Here is an 18,877-nt window from a genome sequence, read left to right as displayed (position 1 = left end):
GCTTCGGCGGATATTGGTGCTTCGGCCCCGATCGCCCTGGTCGAGCCCCGCAGCCGTGCAGCGGATAGCCCAGGATCGCGGCGCCGATTGTTCAGTCCCGTTCAATCCCGGCGGATCGATCCGGGATGGCTTGCGATCAGGCGCCTGGCCGATACCATCGTCCGGGGCGACATCGAAGGGAGACCGACGGCAGGATGATCCGGCGACTTGAGATGGCGCTCGCCCTCGATACCCATCGCAGCTTCCAGCGGGCGGCGCGCTCGCTCGGCATCTCGCAGCCGGCCCTCACCCGCGCCCTGCAGGTCCTGGAAGCCGAGCTGGGCGCGCGCCTGTTCGAGCGTGGCAAGAGCGAGTGCGCTCCCACGGAGTTCGGCCGGGTGGCGCTCGTCCGTGCGCGCCGCATCGTCTCGGAAGTCGCCGAGGCGAGGCGCGAGGTCGCCCTTCTCCAGGGCCTCCAGATCGGCGAGTTCCGCATCGGCGCCGGCTCCTTCGCCACCCAGGTCTGGCTCGGCCGGGCGATCGGCGAGGTCTGCGCGGCCCATCCCCGGCTCCGCATCCGCAGCACCGAGCATCCGTGGCATCAGCTCCCCGATGCCCTGATGGCTTCGGAGCTCGACATCGCGGTCGGCGAGGCGAGCGACCTCAAGGGCAACGACGAGATCGTCGTCGGCCGCCTGCCGCGGCGGGCCGGCATGTTCGTCTGCCGGGCCGGTCATCCGCTCGTCGCCCGGCCGTCGGTCACGATCGACGATATCGCCCGGTATTCCCTGGTCGGGCCGCTCCTGCCGCGGCGGATCGCGCTGCACCTGCCCGCGACCTCCGCGCTCGGCGCCCTGTCCGCCGACGGCCGGCACTACGTCCCGTCGGTCCTGTGCACCAGCTGGCTGGGGATCGGCGATGTCGTGGCGGGATCCGACGCGCTCGGGATCGCCGCCCGTGCCTCGCTGCCGATGCTGCCCGAGCGACTCAACCTCGTGCCCCTGCCGTTTTCGGCGCCGTGGCTGTGCACGGAGCAGGCCCTCATGTGGCGGCACGACCGCATGAAGCATCCGGCGCTGAAGGCCTTTCGCGAGGCCGCCCGCAGGTGCGAAGCCGCGACCATGGCGGCGGCGAAGACCTGAGCCCGTCGCGCGGTCGCGCGTTCAGCCCGCGTCGGCCGGGCCTGACCGGCGCCGCTGCCAGGCGAGATAGGGCAGGCAGACCACGGCGCTCAGCAGCAGGTACAGCACGATGATCCCGACGAACTGCTCGTTGGGGAAGTTGACGGCGGCGATCGCGAGCGCGATGGCCGGATGGCGGGACGCCGTCGACAGAGCGAGCACGGTCGCGTGCTCCGGCTCGGGGCCGCCCAGCACGTGGCCGACCGCGAGCCCGATCGCGACGAAGGCGACCAGGGCGATCGCCGTGCCGCCGCCCAGCGCCTGCCGGACGGCGCCCACGCTGCCGGCCAAGAGCAGCAGGGCGGCCACGGCGAGCAGGAGGGTCGACAGCCAGCGCACCGGCTTTTCCAGCACGACCGCCGCGCGCGGCAGGAAGGCGCGCACGGCCATGCCCGCCGCCAGCGGCACGACGATCATCACGAACACGATGCGGGCGATGGTGCCGGCCGAGACCGACAGCGACCGGTCGAAGACGTGCGCCAGGATCTCGACGGCGAGCGGGATCGCCACCACGGCGACGAGGGCCAGCACGATCATCAGCCCCAGCGCGTAGGACGGCAGGCCGCCGGCCTTCGTGAGCTTGCGCGGCAGCAGCGGCGGGACCGGCGAGATCGCGAGCGCCACCAGCACCGCTTCGGTCGCCGTCCGCAGGTCGAGCAGCTTCACCAGCACGACGACGATGACCGGCAGGATCACCAGCACGGCCAGGATCGACCGCAGCATCAGCCCGGGACGCCGGGCGAGATCGATGAAATCGCGCGCGCTGGCCTTCAGACCGTAGCCGAAGACGGTGCCCACGATCGCCACCTTCAGGGCGAGGAGGATGACATGCTGCGCGTCCACGATGGCTCCTTCCGCGACGGTGGCGTCGCCAGCGGGTGCACGGTCGTCTGCCGGCGCCGGCCGGTCCAATACGGCGCCCTTATCGACCGATAGCCTGATTGTACGTCGAAGCGGTGCAGGCGGGAGCCCATCTTCGGGTGCGCGTCCCGCACCGGCTGCATCGCCGGCGGACGCCACGGGGGAAACGGCCATGAACCGTCGCATCATGATGATGGCGATCACGGCGGCCCTGATCCTGCCGCGGCTCCGTCCCGCGGCGGCCCAGGATGCCGACAAGCCATTCACTGACCAGCAGCTCGACCAGATGCTGGCCCCGATCGCGCTCTATCCCGATCCCCTGCTGGCCCAGACGCTGATGGCGGCGAGCTATCCGCTCGAGGTCGTCGATGCCGGCCGCTGGCTGAAGGCCAATCCCGGCCTCAAGGGCGATGCCGCCGTTGCCGCGGCGAAGGACAAGAGCTGGGACGTCAGCGTGAAGTCGCTGGTCGCCTTTCCCCAGGTCGTGGCGCAGATGAGCGAGCATCTCGACTGGATGCAGAATATCGGCGACGCCATGGTGGCCCAGCAGCAGGACGTCGCGGATTCCATCCAGCGCCTGCGCAACCGTGCGGCCGATGCCGGCACGCTCCAGAGCGGCAAGGAGCAGAAGGTCACGAGCCAGGGCGACGGCGCGGACCGGACCATCGTCATCGAGCCGGCCAGTCCCGAGATCGTCTACGTGCCGGCCTACGATTCCAACACGGTCTACGGGACGTGGCCGTATCCCGGGGCGCCGCCCGTGTCCTATCCGCCGCCGGCGGGCTACGGCTACGGATCGGCGCTGGCCCGCGGGCTGCTGTTCGGCGCCGGCGTGGCCGCGACCTCGGCCCTGTTCGGCGGCTGGAACTGGGGGCGTGGCAACAGCTACGTCAACGTCGACGTGAACCGCGCGGTCAACATCGACCGCACGTTCAACGCCGCCAATGTCCGCAACGGCACCTGGCAGCACGACCCCGGGCATCGCAAGGGCGTCGCCTATCGCAGCACGGCGGCGCGCGAGCGCTACGGGCAGCACGCGCCCAACGCGGCGCAGCGCCAGGAATTCCGCGGCCGGCTGCATGACGCTCCCGCAAGGCAGGGACCGGCGGGCGGCGGCCAGGTGCGGCAGCAGGCGGCGGCACGGGCCAACGCGCCGCATCCGGCGACCCGGCCGAACGGGCCGCACCCGGGCGACGGCAGCCATCCGCAGATCCAGAACCGTGTCCAGAACCGTCCCGCCGGTCAGCATCCCGACCTCAAGGGACGCGCCGCCGGCGTCTCGCACGGCGGCGGGGCGATCCGCGGCGTCGACCATGGCCAGCGCGTCAACCGCGAGGCCGCGCGCGGCCGCGCCCAGCAGGCGCGGGCGCAGGGCCATCCCCGCGCCGGCGGCCACCGCGGGGGCCGGCGATGAGCGCGCTGCTCCGCGGCATCGCCGCCCTCCTGCTGGTCGTCTTGGCGTTCGCCGGGGCGACCGCGCAGCCTGCCCATCTCCGCGGCTTCGCCACCGCCCAGGCGGCGGCCGATGCGCTGACCGATGCGATCCGCCGCGGCGACCGCGCGGCGATCGACGGCATGCTGGGGCCCGGCTGGTTCGATTCCGTGCTGGGCGATGCCGACGACCACGACCGGCTGCGCGAGAAGTTTCTCGAGGCCTGGGACAAGGAGCACAAGGTGGTGGTCGACGGCGACGCTGCGAGCGTGCATGTCGGCACGACCGGCTGGGTCTCGCCGATCCCGATCGTCCGGCAGGCCGGCGAATGGCGCTACGACGTCGCGGCCGGCCGCCGCGAGGTCACGGCGCGGCGCATCGGCCGCGACGAGCTGTCGGTGATCCAGACGCTGCTGGCGATCGTCGATGCCCAGCGCGACTACGCCCAGCTCGATCCGATGAAGGTCGGCGCGCCGGTCTATGCGCGGCGGTTGCTCAGCACGCCGGGCAGGAAGGACGGTCTCTACTGGGAGACGGCGCCGGGCGAGACCGAGAGCCCGCTGGGGCCGGCGGTGGCGACCGCCCAGTCGCGGGGCCAGAACGGCAACGCGCACGGCTACTACGGCTATCGCTTCCGCCTGCTCTACGCCCAGGGACCCGACGCGCCGGGCGGCGCCCACGACTATCTCGTGAACGGCCGGATGATCGGCGGCTTCGCCGTCATCGCCTGGCCGGTCGTCTACGACGACACCGGCGTGATGACCTTCATGGTCAACCAGGACGGCGTCGTCTACGAGCGCGACCTCGGTCCTGATACGGAGGCCGCGGCCGCCGCGATCAACCGCTTCGATCCGGGCAAGGGCTGGGACAAGGCGGATGTCACACCGCCCTGATCCCGCGGTCGGGGCGTAGGCCGTCAGGTGCTGGACCGGACGGCGTCGGTGGCGTGTCTCGGTGGCCTGCTCAGCGGCGACTATCTCTCGCAGCGCCTCTCGGCGAACCATATCAAGACGTTCGGCAGCGGTTACGCCATGCAGGGCGCCATCTTCGGCGCAGGCGTCACGCGCGGCTTCGGCGCGACTGCCACAGGCAGAGCAGCGGCGTCACCGCCAGCTCCATCACGAGGGCGGCGGCCGTCGGCGCGGCAAGCGCATCGCCGGTCGTGACGCCGGCGAGGCGACACAGGCCGCCGACCACGACGAGCGCCGCCAGCAGGCGGAACCGCGCGGTCTTGCGCTCGATGGCCGGCAAGGTCGACCAGAAGGCGAGCCCGATCGCCAGCAGCAGGCCCGACAGGTAGCGCTCGTGGCTGGCCAGCCCAGAGCGGGAGGCGCCGAGCGCGCTGATCACGCCCCAGGCGCCGGCGGCCACGGGAACCGCCGCGGCGGCCAGAACGGCGATCTGCAGGGAAAGGGAGCCCGCCTGCCCCCGCCCGGCCGCCGCCCGCGAGCGCGACTCGCAGGTGTAGGTCGCCGGCGCCGGCGCATGGCGCGGCGTCAGCAGAACGGCCAGCAGGCCTTCCAGCGCATCGGCGATACGGGGGACAATTGTCAGCATGTCCTCTTTACGCCTCGCGGCCGGGCGCGGATGCAGACGATATTTTCTCCGGCCTGCCGCAACCACGACGGCGTCTGCCGGCAGCGGAACCAATGGCGCCTTAGCGCCGCTCGAAGTCGATGCGCTCGTCGACGGGCAGGCCGTGCAGGTGGCGGCGCAGGCAGTCCAGTCCCATCTCGACGGCGCCGGCGCGCACCCAGTCGCGGCCGCCGATCAGGCGGGCGTGGGCGGGAGACCGCGCCGCGATCGTCGGCGATGCCGATGCAGATCGTGCCGCCGAGGTCGGGCCGGTCCGAACCCTCGTCGAGGTCGATCAGCAGGGCGAGCGCGTGGCTGGTGCGGCCCTCCTCGCGCAGGCGGTGGCTCACCGCCTCGGCGGCCTCGACCGTGACGCCGTTGACGCCGAGCTCGCCCGGATCGCGCGTCACGATTCCCCTGCGGAACACGTGCTCGGCGCCGGGCAGCGGCGCCAGCCGCGACGCAAGATGGCCGCCCGAGACCATCTCGGCGGTGGCGAGCGTATGGCCGCGGTCGCTGAGCGCCGCCAGCACCACGCCCTCCAGCGTCTGGTCGTCCTCGGCGATCACGAAGTTGCCGAGCCGCCGGCGGACCTCGGCCTCGACCGGCGCCAGGGTCGCCGCCACCGCGGCCTCGCTGTCGCCGCGCACCGCGAGCTTGGTCTCGAGTTGCGGATAGTGGGCCTGGAAGCCGAGCTTGATGGCGCCGTTCTGGAAGGCCGCCATGTCGCCCAGCATGTTGTCGGCCCGCGATTCGCCGATGCCGAAGGAATGGAAGCGCTTGAGCTTCGTCACGCCGGTGATGCCGCCCAGCTTCAGCAGCCGCGGGATCACCTGCTCGTCCAGCATGCGGCGCATCTCGCGCGGCACGCCCGGCGTGAAGAAGAAGCGCGCCCGGCCGATGGTGACGGCGAAACCGCAGGCCGTGCCGATCGGATTGTCGATGAACTCGGCATTCTCCGGCAGCATCGCCTGCTTCCTGTTGTTCGGCGGCATGACGCGGCCGCGGCGGGCGTAGCTCTCGGTCATCCGCGTCATCCAGTAGTCGCTGAGGACCAGCGGCACGCCGCAGGCCTCGGCCGCCACCTCCTGCGACAGGTCGTCGACCGTGGGGCCGAGGCCGCCGTTCACGATCACCGCGTCGGCCCGCTCGGCCGCTTGTCGGAAGGCCTGCAGCAGGGCGGTGCGGTCGTCGCCGACCGTGGTGCCCCAGTGGACGGTGAGGCTGGCCTCGCCGAGGCGGCGGGCCATGTGGCTGTAGTTGGTGTTGATGGTCTTGCCGGTCAGGATCTCGTCGCCGGTGCAGAGGATTTCGACGCGCATGGGGCTCCTTGTATCCGGCGATGATGCCACATCTCCCCGGCCATGACAGTTTCGGCGGCGCCTGCCGCCGTGCCACACTCCGGCAAAACCGGGAGGAGACCCTTCATGACCGCTCTTTCATCCGACCTCGCCGAGGCGCTGGCCCGGGTCGGAACCTCGACGCTCACCGGCGTGCTGAACCGGCGTGGGCTTCGCAGCATGACCCTGTTCGACGTCTGGCCGCTGCGGCCCGAGCAGCCGAAGCTGGTCGGCATCGCCTTCACCATGCGCTTCATCCCGTCGCGCGAGGACAAGGACGGGCCGAGCTCGAAGAACCGCTCGACCGTGCAGCCGCAGGCGATGGAGGAATGCCCGCCCGGCCACGTGCTGATGATCGATTCGCGCGGCGATTCGCGGGCGGCCTCGGCCGGCGACCTCTATGTCGGGCGGCTGAAGGCGCGCGGCGCCGCCGGCATCGTGACCGATGGCGGCTTCCGCGACACCGACGGCGTGTTCCGGACCGGCCTGCCGGCCTATCACCGCCGGCCGTCCTCGCCGCCCAGCCCCATCGCTCACCGCCCGGCCGACCTGCAGCTGCCGATCGCCTGCGGCGGCGTCGCCGTCTATCCCGGCGACATCGTGGTCGGCGACCGCGACGCGGTGCTGGTGATCCCGCCCGACATCGTCGAGGCGGTCGCCCAGGAGGCGCTCGACACCTATCACTACGAGGAGTTCTGCGAGGCCGAGGTCGCCCGCGGCCGCTCGCTCAAGGGCCTCTTCCCCGTCGCCGGCGACGAAGCCAAGCGCGACTTCGAGGCGTGGAAGAAGGCGCGCGGCTAGGGCTCGTCATCCGAGAAGACTCGCCGCTTCGAGCTTTTGAAGCTGTCGGAGCGCGGACCTCCAGGTCCGCATCATGGTCATGGGCGGACCTGGAGGTCCGCGCTCCAATGACGCGCCACGGAGTGGCGCGCCCCCAGCACTGAATCCTTGCCGGGTGCGCGGCACTCCGTGCCGCTCAAGTCACGACGTCTACCGCCGCTTGGTGGCCTTCTTCGCCTTCTTCACGGCCTTCTTCGTCGCCTTCTTGGCCTTCTTCGCGGCCTTGCGCACGGTGCGCTTGGTCTTGGCGACTGCCTTCTTGGTGGCCTTCTTCGCCGCCTTCTTCTTGCTCGCGGTCTTCTTCTTCGCCGTCTTCTTGGTGGTCTTCAGGCTGCGGTTGACCGCCGCCACCGCCTGCCGGCCGGCCTTCACCAGCGCGGTCTCGACCGTCGTCACGGCCTCGCCCATCGAGTCCGAGAGTGTCTTCTTCTTTGCCATGTCGTGGTTCCCCGTCTTTCTCACGACTCACGATACATGTTCATCCAGCGCCGATCGATGAAATCCTTCCACCACCAGATCCATCGTCCCTCGATCGCCCACTCGCCGCGCGTCGCCACGGCGCTGCCGTCGCCGGTTCCGAGGATGGAGAGGTAGCGTCGCTGCGGCACGTAGGGCTGCAGCGCCTCGCCGGCCAGAGCACGGCGCAGGTTGGCGGCGAGCGGCGGACCCTGGCGCACGGCGAACACGCCGGCCTTGGGCCGGCGATGGGCGAGCACCGTGCCGCAGTCGCCGGCGGCGAAGATCCGCGGATCGCCGGTCGAGGCGAGCGTGTCGGCGAGTGCCAGGAAGCCGCGCTCGTCGAGCGGCAGGCCGGTATCGGCGAACCAGGGCGCGGCGCTCGCCTCGGTGACGACGAAGACCGCATCGGCGGCGAGCGACCGTCCATCCGCCAGGATCACCGCGTCGCGCTCGATGCGCCGCGCCGCCGCCCGCTCGTGCAGGCCGATGCCGCGGCGCCGGAAGATCGCGCGCAGGCGGCGCCGCGCCGCCGCGGCCTGGCCGTCCAGGATCTCGCCCTTCGTGGCGAGAGACACCTGCAGCGTCGCGCCGGGGGCGGCGCGGCGCAGGCGATGGTCGATCGCGAGCGCCAGCTCGACGCCGCCGGCGCCGCCGCCGATCACCACGATGGCGAGCGGACCGGTCCGCCCGGCGATGTCCTCCAGGAAAGCCTGCCAGCGGCGCCCGAGCGCGGCGATCGGCTTCACCGGGATGGCCCATGCGTCGGCCCCGTCGATCCCGCCGAGATTGGGGGCGGAGCCGACGTCGAGCGACAGCACGTCGTAGGGCAGGGGATCGCCCTCCTTCAGGAGCACCTGTCGCCGCGCGCGATCGAGGCCGACCGCCTCGGCGTGCAGGAAGCGCACGCCCGCGCTCCGGCACAGGCGGGCGAGATCGATGTGGCAGTCGTCGAACGTGTAGTGGCCGGCCACGAACCCCGGGATCATGCCGGAATAGGGCGTGCGGACGTCGCGCCCGACCAGCACCAGCTCGGCGCCGGCGGCGGGCCGGGCGCCGAATTCCTTCACCACATGGACATGGGCGTGTCCGCCGCCCACCAGCACGAGTCGCATCCGGGCCTTCCTGGCCAGTGGCCGTCAGCTCCGCAGCACGATCCAGGTACAGGTGCCGAGCGCGCAGAGGCGGCCGGTCTCCGTGTACAGCGCCGTGCCGGAGTAGAGCTTGCGGCCGTCCTCGCCGATCTTCCATCCGACCACGGCACAACGTTCGCCGACCCGCGGCGGTTCGATGACCCTGGCCGTCATGCGTCCGGTCAGTGCCGGCCGCATGTCGTCGGGATCCTGGGCGGCGAAGGCGCCGGGACAGTCGAGGGCGCCCCAGACGAATTCGGGCCGGATGCGGCCCGTGTCGTCGGCATGGTTGGCGTGCGGCAGGTAGCAGGAGAGGGAATAGCCGCGCTGCGGGCCCGCCGTGCCGAAGACGCGCAGCCCGTCGCCCACGGCGCGGCTGCGGCCGCAGACGATGCAGTCGTGGAAGTCGCTGTCCTCGGGCGAGCCGCCCTGCTCGCCGCGGCGCATCACCTCCGCCCAGTCGGCGGGCGCGGGCGGCGGCGCGAGATGCGCCACCGAGCCGGCGCGCGCCTCGCAGACCAGCGTGTCGCCGTCGCGCAGCATCAGCGCCTCGCCGTCGCGGACGACCTGCAGCGGACGGTCGAGCGGGATGGGTGCGCGCAGGGTGATCTCGACCGTGCCGTCGCCGCCGAACGCCTCGGCATGGCGGCCGGCCAGCAGGCCGCCGACATAGCCGCCGTTGCCCGACAGGCGCGGGCCGTTGAAGCGGCGCTCGATGGTCAACGTGTCGTTCACGCGCATGTCTCCTTCGCGGGCGCGAAACTTGCCGACCGGCGGCCGGCGATGCAAGGGTGAAGCCGATGAGTCGCTTCCTGCCCTGGGCGCTGGTGGCCCTGTGTTTCGTGTTGGGCGTGGCGAGCCGCTCGATCAGCGATTCCTTCGTCGTCTTCGTGCCGGCGCTGCAGGGCGCCTTCGACGCCAGCCGCAGCGCCGTCACCGTGGTCTACAGCTTCGCGCTCCTGGTGGGTGGCACCGGTGCGCCGATCGCCGGCTGGATCCTCGACCGTTTCGGGCTGCGCGCGCTCACCGTGACCGGCATGACGGCGGCGGCGCTGGCCACGGCGAGCGCCGCCCATGCCACCGAGATCTGGCATCTCTACCTCGGGCTGGGCGCGGTCATGGGCTTCGCCGGCGCCTCGCTGTCGGGCGTGCTCAGCGCCTCCCTCCTCGGCCGCTGGTTCCCGGCCCATCGCCTGGGTGTCGCGCTGGCGGTGGCCTGGTCGGCGGCCGGAGTCGGCGCCATGGTCGTCCTGCCGGCAGCGCAGCACATGATCGCCGCCGACGGCTGGCGTCATGCCTATACCGTCTTCTCGCTGGTGAGCGCCGCCTTCGTGCCGCTGCTGCTCCTGCTGCCGTGGCGGCAGATCGCCCGCGGCGCGCCGGGCCTGGCGCCGGTCCGCGCCGGCGGCGGCAAGGCGAGCGGACCGACGCTCGGCGATGCGGTGCGCGACTGGCCGTTCTGGGCGCTCACCCTGTCGTTCGGCCTCACGTCGCTCGGGATCTTCGCCATCGTGCCGCAGGCGATGGTCTATCTGCTGGAGCGCGGCCTCGACGGCGCCTATGCGGCGCGGGCATTGGCGGTCGCGGGCTTCCTGACGCCGCTCGGGATGATCGGCTTCTCGTGGCTGGCCGATCGCGGCGGCCGGCGGCTGGCGGCGCTGCTGGCCTATGCCTGCTCGATCCTGGGCGTCGGCGCGCTCGCCCTGGTGCGCGGCCCCGACGACGACCTGTGGCTGTGGCTCTACGTGCTGCTGTTCGGCGGCAGCATGGGCTCGCGCGGGCCGATGATCTCGACCCTGGCGACGCTGCGCTATCGCGGCGCGCACTTCGGCCGCATCTACGGCTTCATCAGCATCGGCATGGGCCTGGGCGGCTTTCTCGGCGCGTGGATCGGCGGCCTGCTGCACGACTGGACCGACGGCTATGCCGCCGTGCTGGCCTTCGCCGCGGCCGCCCTCGTCCTGGCCGCCGCCGCGCTCGGCGCCGAGGCGGGCGAGCGCGAGCGGCTCAGCCGCTAGGAGGCCGGACCGTCCGGCAGGATGGCGGCGTGCACCAGGTTCGCCACCAGGTCGAGGCGGCGGCTGTGCCAGGGATCGGGGATGCGGTTGTTGGTGATGTAGGCGAACGACACGCCCGATTCCGGATCGCCCCAGCAGTAGGACGTGCCGACGCCGCCATGCCCGAACACGCCGGGATGGGCGAGGCCGCCCAGGCCGCGCACGTTGGCCGTCGTGCCGCGCAGGTGCGGCCCCAGCCCGCGATGCATGGGCATGCCCATGAAGGCGTCGACGCGGTCGCCGGTGTGGTTGCGGATCGCGTACTGCAGCGTGCGCGGCGAGACGAGCCGCGTGCCGCCGAGCGTGCCGCCCTGCAGCATCATCTGGTAGAGCGCCGCCATCGCCCGCGCCGTGCCGTAGCCCGCGCCGCCCGGCGCGCCGCCCTTGCGCCACTCGGGCGAGTTCGCGTCGGCGTCGCGCCGCATGCCGCGGCCCTGGCCGCGCCCGCGGGGCACCGGCTCGTGCATGTCGGCGGCGCGCGCGAACTCGGCCTCGGGCAGGCCGACGAAGAGCTCTCGCCCGAGCCCCAGCGGCTCGGCCACCGTCTCGCGGATGACGTCGCGGAAATCCTGGCCGGTCAGCGCCTCGATCAGCACGCCCAGCGTCCAGTGGGCGCTCAGCCCGTGATAGTGCACCTTCGAGCCCGGCGACCATTCCAGGGCGAAGTTGCACACGACCTCGCGCAGTCGCTTGTGGTCGGCCCAGGCCGGCTTCGGGACGACGGCGTTGGGAAAGCCGGCCTGATGGGTGATGGTCTGCAGGATCGTGATGTCGCCCTTGGCGTGGCGGGCGAACTCCGGCACGTGCTCGGCGACGCGGTCGGAGAAGGAGAACAGGCCGCGCTCGGCCAGCACCCACAGCGCGACGGCGGTCACCACCTTGGTGTTGGAGTAGAGCAGCCACAGCGTGTCGTCGGCCGCGGCGCGGCGGTCGGGCTCGGTCGCGGCGTCGCCGAAGCTGCGGAAGAGGGCGAGCCTGCCGTGGCGCGCCAGCGCGATCTGGCAGCCGGGATAGTGGCCCTCCTCGATGTGGCGCTCGATCAGCGCGACCAAGCGGTCGATCTGCTGGCGGCGGAAGCCCAGCGACTCGAGGTCGGCGGCGGGCAGCGGAAAGTCCGCGGCAGCGCCGCGACGGTCGGCGGTGAGAGTGTCCACGGGCGCGATCCTCCTTCTCGTATGATGAAGATATTATCGTTGGATGGCGTTCCGATGAACCGCGCTCCGACATGTTGTGTTTTCGGAAAACCTTGCCACAATGCGCGGCATGTTCGACCGGCTGCTTGACCGAATCGACCTGCCGAGTAGACCCGCTCCGCGGCGGCGAGGCTAGCCGTGACGCCGGGCCTTGAGTCTTGCCACGCGCTGGTGCTCAACGCCGACTTCCGGCCCCTGTCCTACTTCCCGCTGTCCATCTGGTCCTGGCAGGACGCCGTCAAGGCGGTGTTCCTCGACCGCGTCAGCGTGATCTCCGAGTACGAGCGCACGATCCACAGCCCGAGCTTCGAGATGCGGCTGCCGAGCGTCATCGCGCTCAAGGAATACGTGCCGGCGGCGCGGCGGCCGGCCTTCACGCGGTTCAACGTCTTCCTGCGCGACCGCTTCCATTGCCAGTATTGCGGCGGCGACTTCGCGACCAACGAGCTCACCTTCGACCATGTGATCCCGAAGTCGCGCGGCGGCCGCACCGCCTGGGTCAACGTCGTGACCGCCTGCAGCCCGTGCAACCTGCGCAAGGGCAACCAGCTGCTGCGCGAATCGGGCATGTTCCTGCAACGCCATCCGTCGGAGCCGACGACGCAGGAGCTTCAGGAGAACGGACGCGCCTTCCCGCCCGGCTACCTGCACGAGAGCTGGCGCGACTTCCTGTACTGGGACAGCGAGCTCGAGCAGAGCTAGTCGACGAGCCGGACGGCGATCCCGCGGAAGGTTCTGCGGCCCGGGTCCTTTTCATCCTTGCAGGCGCCGGTCCCGTCGTCGCTCAGCAGGTAGGCCACCTTGTCATCCGCCGTGGCGAACAGAGCTTCCGGCTTGAAGCTGAACAGCAGCTCCTGCCTCACGGGGCCGACAGCGACGGCCCTGGCGGGTTGCGGCTGGTCACCGGATTTGCCGGACCAGCTGTACATCGCGAAATCGTGGTCGCCATCGTCGAAGGGCCCGGCAACGATGAGATAGCGGTCGCCGATGAACTCGATGCTACGGATGCCACGTCCTCCCAAATCGAGCTTCTCGGGATTGCCGAACTCGGGCGCGGCGCCGCGGTCGAGGACGGCGTCCGGATTGATGAAGGGAATGACGATCGCCTTGCCCTTCGGTAACGGGTTGCGCAGGCCGATCAGCAGCCCTCCGTTGCGTGCGGCGGCGAGTCCTTCGATGTTGAGCCCATCTTCGTCCTCGGGAGCGCGCTCGGAAGCCTCATCGAGATCAAGCTTCGGAAGCTTGATGAGATGTTTCAGGAGGTCAGTGTACGGTTGTGCGGCCGGAAGGACCGATGGTGCCGACGGGCCCGATAAGATGACATCCGTGGCGAAGAAGCGATGGCGGGAGGGATCCTTCTTCCCCTTGCCGGTGCGGCCGTGCGAGGCGATCCAGTAGATGCGATCGTCGATGCGTGCCGCTCCCTCGATGTCGACCTCCTTGAACTTGCCCTTCTTGTGATCGGGCTTCAGGGCGTCATTCAGATCCACCACCGACGGGAGAGGGGCGGGATTGCCGAAGCGATAGATCCGAAGCGAATTCTCGTCGTCGTTGGCGGCAACGAAGTGATCCTTGTCGAGCCTGACCGCCGCGGATCCGTCGCAGGCGCCGCGGTAGACGGTCGGCTGGTCCTCGGCGAGCGCTGCCGTGCCGTGCAGGGCGATGAGGATCGTGAGCACCAGGCTACGCATGGTCGCCTCCATCCGCCGATTGCGGAAGCCGCAACGATACGACCGGAAGTAGCAGCCGTCTAGAACCGCGTCGACAGCCAGATGGCTAGCCGGGAGCCCGCCCTGACTGCGGCCGTGAGTGCCCCATAGGCGGGAGCCTGCTCGGCGCCGGCGGCCAGCGCGGTGTCGCGGTGCTCGATCTCCTCGGCGCGGAACTTCTCGATCGTGGCGCGCAGCTCGGCCTCGTCGTCGCCCAGCGCCGCGGCCTGCTGGGCGTAGTGCTCGTCGATCGTCTCCTCGACGGCGACGGTGCAGGCCATCGCCGCCTTCTCGCCCATCAGCGCCGTCGCCGCGCCCAGCGCGAAGCCCGCGACGTGCCACAGCGGCGACAGTACGGTCGGCCGCACGCGGCGCTCGGCCAGCAGCCGGTCGAAGGTCCGGTTGTGCTCGCGCTCGGCGGCGGCCATGTGGGCGATCTTGCGGCCGGCCTCGCCGCCGGCGCGGCCGGTCAGCCGCAGTGCCGCGAGCTGGCCCTCGTAGATGCGCACGGCGCCGAATTCGCCCGCCTGGTCGACGCGGATGGTGCGCTCGACCAGCGTGCGAGGATCGGGATCGCCGGGATTGCGGGTGTCGCCGGTTTTCATCGCCAGGACTCCCGTTCGCGCAGGGCGACGGTCGCGAGCACGATCGCGAGCCCGCCCGACAGGATGGCGTTCCAGCCGGCCATCGAGATGCCGAACAGCGACCAGGGGATCTCGTCGCAGCGCACCATCTTGGCGCCGAACAGCGCCTTCTTCAGCTCCTCCGCCGACAGGCCGGTCGGGATCGCGCCGGTGCAGGATTGCGGGCCGGGCCACCACCGGTACTCGACGCCGGCATGGAAGACGCCGATCGCCGCCGTGACCGCGAGGGCGGCGATGGCGACGCAGGCCAGCAGGAAGGCGAGCCGGGGCGCGGCGAAGGCGGCGAGCGCCGCGAGTCCGGCCGCGATCGCCACCATGTGCGGATAGCGCTGCCAGTAGCACATGGCGCAGGGCGGCAGGCCGACGACGAACTGGAAGAAGTAGGCGCCGCCCAGCAGCGCGCCGCTGCCCAGCGCGGCGAACAGGCCGAGCCGGCTGGGAAGCGGAAGACGGTCTGCGACGGCCATGAAACTTGCCTGGAAAGGACCTTGCCTAGAAGAGATAGCGGACGGCGACGAAGCCGCCGACCAGCGCGATCAGGAACAGCCAGGTGAGCAGCGTCAGCCGCTCCTCGACGAAGGCGCGGATCGGCGTCCCGAAGCGCCACAGCAAGGCTGCCACGAGGAAGAAGCGGAGGCCACGCGACACGATGGACGCCCACACGAACGTGAAGAGGTCGAAGTGCGCGGCGCCCGAGGCGATGGTTACCAGCTTGTAAGGGATGGGCGTCAGGCCCTTGATCAGGATGATCCACGTGCCCCATTCCTCGAAGCCCTGGCGGAACGCGGCGAGGCCGGCCTCGAGATGGTAGGCGCGGACCACCCATTCGCCCAGCGTCTCGAAGAAGTAGTAGCCGATCGCGTATCCGAACAGGCCGCCCAGCACCGAGCTCACCGTGCAGACGGCCGCGATGGTGAAGGCCCGCTGCCGGTTGGCCAGCACCATCGGGATCAGCATCACGTCGGGCGGGATGGGAAAGAACGAGCTTTCCGCGAAGGAGACGATGGCCAGCGCGTAGAGCGCGCGCGGGTGGGCGGCGAGCCGGAGCACCCAGTCGTAGAGGCGGCGGATCATGCGGGGCGTTCCCTAGCAGGGAGCGTGCCTCATTGGCAAAGGACGGCTATTCGGCCGCCTCCTTGAGCCGCGTCGGCACCGGCTCGCCGGCGAACAGGGCGGCGCGCGCCGCCTCGTACTCGGCCTTCAGCCGGGCCACGACCTCGGCGGCCGGCGGTGCGTCGAAGATCTGGCCGACGCCCTGGCCGGCGCCCCATATGTCGCGCCATGCCTTGGCCTTGGAGTTGCCGCCCGAACCGAAGTTCATCTTGCTCTTGTCGGCGACCGGCAGGTCCTCGGGGTCGAGGCCTGCCGCGGCGATGCTGCGCTTCAGATAGTTGCCGTGCACGCCGGTGAAGAGGTTCGTGTAGACGATCTCCTCGCCGCTCGAATCGATGATGCACTGCTTGTTGGCGTCGGTGGCGCCGGCCTCGCGGGTGGCGATGAAGCGCGTGCCGATATAGGCGAGGTCGGCGCCCACCGCCTGGGCCGCCAGCACCGAGGCGCCGTTGGCGATCGAGCCGGAGAGCAGCAGGCAGCCGTCGTAGAACTGGCGGATCTCGGGCACCAGGGCGAAGGGCGAGAGGCGGCCGGCATGGCCGCCGGCGCCGGCGCAGACCAGGATCAGCCCGTCGACGCCGGCCTGCAGCGCGCGCTTGGCGTGGGCGACGTTGGTCACGTCATGGAACACCAGGCAGCCGTAGCGCTTGGCCGACTTCACCACGTCGTCGGGCGCGCGCAGCGAGGTGATCTGGATGGGCACCTTGTACTTCTCGCAGAGCTCGACGTCGTGCCCGAGCCGGTCGTTGGAGCTGTGCACGATCTGGTTGACCGCGAACGGCGCCACCTTCTTGTCGGGATACTTCGCCTTGTATTCGGCGAGCTCGGAGGTGATGCGCTTCAGCCATTCCTCGAGCAGCTCCTTGGGCCGCGCGTTGAGCGCCGGGAAGGAGCCGACGATGCCGGCCTTGCACTGCTCGATCACCAGGTCGGGATTGGAGACGATGAACAGGGGCGCGCCGACGACCGGTATCGACAGGGATTCGCGCAAGAGTGCCGGCAGGGCCATCGGTTTCGCTCCTTGAAAGCTCGGTTCGTTCGTCGACTGGGGGCGTAGCACGCTACTTGAGCAGCGTGTAGGGCCCGCCTTTCTCGAGCGCGCGCCGGTAGGCGGGCCGCGCCTGGAGACGCTCGACGAAGCCGTGCAGGCGCGGCAGCCGGCCGGCGAAGCCGACGCGGGCCGCGGCGGCCTCGATCGGGAAGCTCATCTGGACGTCGGCGGCGGTGAAGTCGGCGCCGGCGAACCAGTCGCGCTGGGCGAGCTCGCTTTCGAGGAAGGCGAAGTGGGTGCCGATCTGCGGCCCCAGCAGCGTCTTGTCGGCGCCGGCCGAGATCAGGCGCGCCACCGGCCGCATCGCCCAGGGGACGCGCTCGGGCAGGCGGCCGAACACCAGCTTCATGAACAGAAGCGGCATCAGCGAGCCTTCGGCGTAATGCAGGAAGTAGGTGTAGCGCAGCTTCTCCGGCGAACCGGCCGGCGGCACGAAGCGGCCGTTGCCGTAGGTCTCGACCAGGTATTCCAGGATGGCGCCGGACTCGGCCAGGGTGCGGTCGCCGTCGGTGATGACCGGCGACTTGCCGAGCGGGTGCACGGCGCGCAGCGCGGCCGGCGCCTGCAGGGTGGGCTCGCGGCTGTAGCGCTTGACCTCGTAGTCGAGGCCGAGCTCCTCCAGCATCCACAGCACGCGCTGCGAGCGCGAGTTCTCGAGATGGTGCACGACAATCATGTGAGCACTCCTGCTGTCCTCCTCCCCAACGAAGTTGGGGAGGTGTCCGCGCAGCGGACGGAGGGGCATGGGTAGCAGCGTGCTGCTCATGGCCCCTCCGGCGCTTCGCGCCACCTCCCCAGGCTTTGCCTGGGGAGGCGTGATCCTAAAGAGGACCCGGCCGCCAGTTGCCGTGGAAGCCGGCCGGCACCTTGCTGGTGAGATGGGCGAGCGCCACCGGGCCCTTGGCGACGTCGGTCGCCTCGAACACCGCGAGATCGGAGCGCGCCTCGGCGCCGCGATAGACCACGGTCAGCACCCAGCCGTCGCCCTCGGCGGCGTCCGGCGAGCGCGGCACGAAGATCGGCTCGCCGCAGCGGTCGGCGGCGTCGGCCGCCCAGGTGGCGCTCTTTCCGGTCTTGAGGTCGTAGTGGGTGATGCCGTCGAGCCGCGGCTCGTTGGTCTTGGTGTCGACGACGTTGCCCGAGACGATCCAGCCGTGACGGTAGTCGCTCATGCAGAAGCGCTCGTCGAAGCGCGGGAACTCGCCCGCCCGGTCGTCGATCTGCTCCTCCTTGAAGGTGTTGGCCTGGCCCGCCGGATCGAAGGTCCAGCGGAACAGCCGCGCCTGCGGCGTGCGCTCGCTCGACGGCCGGCCGTCGGGCAGCGGGAAGAGCGGCGCCACGTCGAACTTCATGACGTCGACCACGACCTTGCCGTCGTCGGTCTCGTAGTGGTTCATCGGGTGGAAGACGTAGCAGGCCGGCGCGGTGATCCACTTCACGTCGGCAACCGAGCCGTTCCGCGGGATGAAGGCGATGTGCGTGCCCTTGTCCGGCTCCCAGGCGAAGGGCGGCAGGCCGCCCATGGCGCGTTCCATGGACGAGGTCAGCGGGAAGATCGGCACGACGATCCAGTTCCGCGTCACGGCGAAGTCGTGGATCATGCTGGGGAAGGGGCCGTCCAGGATCTCGGCGCGGGTGATCGTGCCGTCCTGCGTCACGCTCTGCACGCTCACCTCCCTGGTGAAGCGTCCCTTGGCCGAGTAGCCGAAGAACACCATCTCGCCGGTCACGGGATCGAGCTTGGGATGGGCGGTGAAGGGACCGCAGAGCTTGTCGCCGTAGGTCTCGTAGCCGCCGTCCTTGGGGCCGACCGGCATCAGGCTCGCCGGATCGAGCGACATCGGCGCGTGCGCCTCCTCGAGCGCCAGGAGTTTGCCGCCGTGCCAGACGATGTTGGTGTTGGCGATGGTCGAGTTCAGCGCCATCACCCGCGGGTCCGTGTAGCGCGGGTTGCCGAAGGTGCCGGACAGGCCCTCGCCCTCCTGGTTCTCCAGCACCCACTTGGGCGTGCGCACCCAGCGGTTCTTGTAGGCCACGTTGCCGTTCTCGATGTGGAAGGCGTGGATCATGCCGTCGCCGCCGAACCAGTGGTACGGGCCGCGCGGCGCGAACTGCGGGTTGGGGCCGTTGCGATAGAGCGTGCCGCACAATTCCTTCGGCATCTCGCCGCTGATGTGCAGGTGGGCCGCATCGGCTTCGGTGTTCACCGGGCCGTAGTAGCCGCGCAGGAAGGGATTGTCGGTCGGGAAGGGCTTCGCCATGGCGCCGCTCCTGTCGCTGGTTAAGGGTAACGCCGTGTACTCATCGGACGCT

General features: G+C 70.7%; 20 protein-coding genes. 6 read left to right on the top strand and 14 right to left on the bottom strand.

What is annotated here, in order from left to right; all coding sequences use genetic code 11:
• Window positions 1–194: 194 nt before the first annotated feature.
• On the top strand, window positions 195–1,121 hold the full coding sequence (locus ACO073_RS24320; RefSeq protein ID WP_422001061.1) for a LysR family transcriptional regulator: 927 nt from the start codon (window positions 195–197) through the stop codon (window positions 1,119–1,121).
• A 21-nt stretch (window positions 1,122–1,142) separates the two neighbouring features.
• Here the strand turns inward: ACO073_RS24320 and ACO073_RS24315 are convergent, their stop codons facing one another.
• A complete protein-coding gene (locus tag ACO073_RS24315) occupies window positions 1,143–2,003 on the bottom strand; it encodes a bile acid:sodium symporter family protein (protein WP_422001060.1) in 861 nt (286 codons plus the stop codon).
• A 190-nt stretch (window positions 2,004–2,193) separates the two neighbouring features.
• On the opposite strand from ACO073_RS24315, the gene ACO073_RS24310 reads away from it, so the two are divergent.
• Together ACO073_RS24310 and ACO073_RS24305 are read left to right on the top strand one after the other, a co-directional pair.
• On the top strand, window positions 2,194–3,435 hold the full coding sequence (locus tag ACO073_RS24310; RefSeq protein ID WP_422001058.1) for a DUF3300 domain-containing protein: 1,242 nt from the start codon (window positions 2,194–2,196) through the stop codon (window positions 3,433–3,435).
• Entirely contained in the window at window positions 3,432–4,346 is a 915-nt protein-coding gene (locus ACO073_RS24305) for a DUF2950 domain-containing protein (protein ID WP_422001056.1), read from the top strand. Before ACO073_RS24310 ends, ACO073_RS24305 begins: the two co-directional genes overlap by 4 nt.
• A gap of 166 nt (window positions 4,347–4,512) precedes the next feature.
• On the opposite strand, the gene ACO073_RS24300 is transcribed toward ACO073_RS24305, so the two are convergent.
• Window positions 4,513–5,010, bottom strand: a complete 498-nt coding sequence (locus ACO073_RS24300; RefSeq protein WP_422001054.1) for a DUF4345 domain-containing protein — start codon at window positions 5,008–5,010, stop codon at window positions 4,513–4,515.
• A complete protein-coding gene (locus tag ACO073_RS24295) occupies window positions 5,004–6,350 on the bottom strand; it encodes a CinA family nicotinamide mononucleotide deamidase-related protein (protein ID WP_422001053.1) in 1,347 nt (448 codons plus the stop codon). The genes ACO073_RS24300 and ACO073_RS24295 overlap by 7 nt, the downstream gene beginning before the upstream one ends.
• A gap of 105 nt (window positions 6,351–6,455) precedes the next feature.
• On the opposite strand from ACO073_RS24295, the gene ACO073_RS24290 reads away from it, so the two are divergent.
• On the top strand, window positions 6,456–7,169 hold the full coding sequence (locus tag ACO073_RS24290; RefSeq protein WP_422001051.1) for a ribonuclease activity regulator RraA: 714 nt from the start codon (window positions 6,456–6,458) through the stop codon (window positions 7,167–7,169).
• Between the two features lie 189 nt (window positions 7,170–7,358).
• On the opposite strand, the gene ACO073_RS24285 is transcribed toward ACO073_RS24290, so the two are convergent.
• The 3 genes from ACO073_RS24285 to ACO073_RS24275 are packed head-to-tail and all read right to left on the bottom strand — an operon-like array spanning window position 7,359 to window position 9,532.
• Window positions 7,359–7,646, bottom strand: a complete 288-nt coding sequence (locus ACO073_RS24285; RefSeq protein WP_422001049.1) for a hypothetical protein — start codon at window positions 7,644–7,646, stop codon at window positions 7,359–7,361.
• Between the two features lie 20 nt (window positions 7,647–7,666).
• Window positions 7,667–8,779, bottom strand: coding sequence for an FAD-dependent oxidoreductase (locus ACO073_RS24280; RefSeq protein WP_422001047.1), 1,113 nt, complete (start codon window positions 8,777–8,779; stop codon window positions 7,667–7,669).
• Between the two features lie 24 nt (window positions 8,780–8,803).
• Window positions 8,804–9,532 (bottom strand): hypothetical protein, encoded by a 729-nt coding sequence (locus ACO073_RS24275; RefSeq protein WP_422001046.1) that lies wholly within the window; start codon window positions 9,530–9,532, stop codon window positions 8,804–8,806.
• Between the two features lie 65 nt (window positions 9,533–9,597).
• Between ACO073_RS24275 and ACO073_RS24270 the strand changes: the two genes are divergently transcribed.
• The gene (locus ACO073_RS24270) at window positions 9,598–10,815 is read left to right on the top strand and encodes an MFS transporter (RefSeq protein ID WP_422001044.1); all 1,218 of its coding nucleotides are present in this window, start codon (window positions 9,598–9,600) and stop codon (window positions 10,813–10,815) included.
• Here the strand turns inward: ACO073_RS24270 and ACO073_RS24265 are convergent.
• Window positions 10,812–12,008: a serine hydrolase domain-containing protein gene (locus tag ACO073_RS24265; RefSeq protein ID WP_422001043.1), complete on the bottom strand. Its 1,197-nt coding sequence runs from the start codon at window positions 12,006–12,008 to the stop codon at window positions 10,812–10,814. The two genes, ACO073_RS24270 and ACO073_RS24265, sit on opposite strands and share 4 nt — an antisense overlap.
• Window positions 12,009–12,185: 177 nt before the next feature.
• Here ACO073_RS24265 and ACO073_RS24260 point away from each other — a divergent pair, with 177 nt between their 5' ends.
• Window positions 12,186–12,749, top strand: coding sequence for an HNH endonuclease (locus tag ACO073_RS24260; RefSeq protein ID WP_422001041.1), 564 nt, complete (start codon window positions 12,186–12,188; stop codon window positions 12,747–12,749).
• Here ACO073_RS24260 and ACO073_RS24255 read toward each other — a convergent pair.
• The 7 genes from ACO073_RS24255 to ACO073_RS24225 all read right to left on the bottom strand — a co-directional run bounded on the left by ACO073_RS24255 (window position 12,746) and on the right by ACO073_RS24225 (window position 18,825).
• Window positions 12,746–13,738 (bottom strand): DUF3616 domain-containing protein, encoded by a 993-nt coding sequence (locus ACO073_RS24255; RefSeq protein WP_422001039.1) that lies wholly within the window; start codon window positions 13,736–13,738, stop codon window positions 12,746–12,748. The genes ACO073_RS24260 and ACO073_RS24255 overlap by 4 nt on opposite strands.
• Window positions 13,739–13,797: 59 nt before the next feature.
• Complete coding sequence (locus ACO073_RS24250; RefSeq protein ID WP_422001037.1) at window positions 13,798–14,361, bottom strand: demethoxyubiquinone hydroxylase family protein; 564 nt, start codon at window positions 14,359–14,361, stop codon at window positions 13,798–13,800.
• The gene (locus tag ACO073_RS24245; protein ID WP_422001035.1) at window positions 14,358–14,867 is read right to left on the bottom strand and encodes a disulfide bond formation protein B; all 510 of its coding nucleotides are present in this window, start codon (window positions 14,865–14,867) and stop codon (window positions 14,358–14,360) included. The genes ACO073_RS24250 and ACO073_RS24245 overlap by 4 nt, the downstream gene beginning before the upstream one ends.
• 25 nt (window positions 14,868–14,892) lie before the next feature.
• Window positions 14,893–15,474: a YqaA family protein gene (locus ACO073_RS24240; protein WP_422001034.1), complete on the bottom strand. Its 582-nt coding sequence runs from the start codon at window positions 15,472–15,474 to the stop codon at window positions 14,893–14,895.
• Window positions 15,475–15,520: 46 nt separating this feature from the next.
• Window positions 15,521–16,522: an NAD(P)H-dependent flavin oxidoreductase gene (locus ACO073_RS24235; RefSeq protein ID WP_422001032.1), complete on the bottom strand. Its 1,002-nt coding sequence runs from the start codon at window positions 16,520–16,522 to the stop codon at window positions 15,521–15,523.
• A 52-nt stretch (window positions 16,523–16,574) separates the two neighbouring features.
• Window positions 16,575–17,240: a glutathione S-transferase family protein gene (locus tag ACO073_RS24230; protein WP_422001030.1), complete on the bottom strand. Its 666-nt coding sequence runs from the start codon at window positions 17,238–17,240 to the stop codon at window positions 16,575–16,577.
• Between the two features lie 145 nt (window positions 17,241–17,385).
• Window positions 17,386–18,825 carry a carotenoid oxygenase family protein gene (locus ACO073_RS24225; RefSeq protein ID WP_422001028.1) on the bottom strand — a complete coding sequence of 480 codons (1,440 nt, stop codon included), beginning with the start codon at window positions 18,823–18,825 and terminating at the stop codon, window positions 17,386–17,388.
• Window positions 18,826–18,877: the final 52 nt, after the last annotated feature.

Origin of the sequence: Reyranella sp. (assembly GCF_965229815.1) — a bacterium.
Classification (GTDB): Bacteria; Pseudomonadota; Alphaproteobacteria; order Reyranellales; family Reyranellaceae; genus Reyranella.
This window is presented reverse-complemented; position numbering and strand designations above follow the sequence as displayed.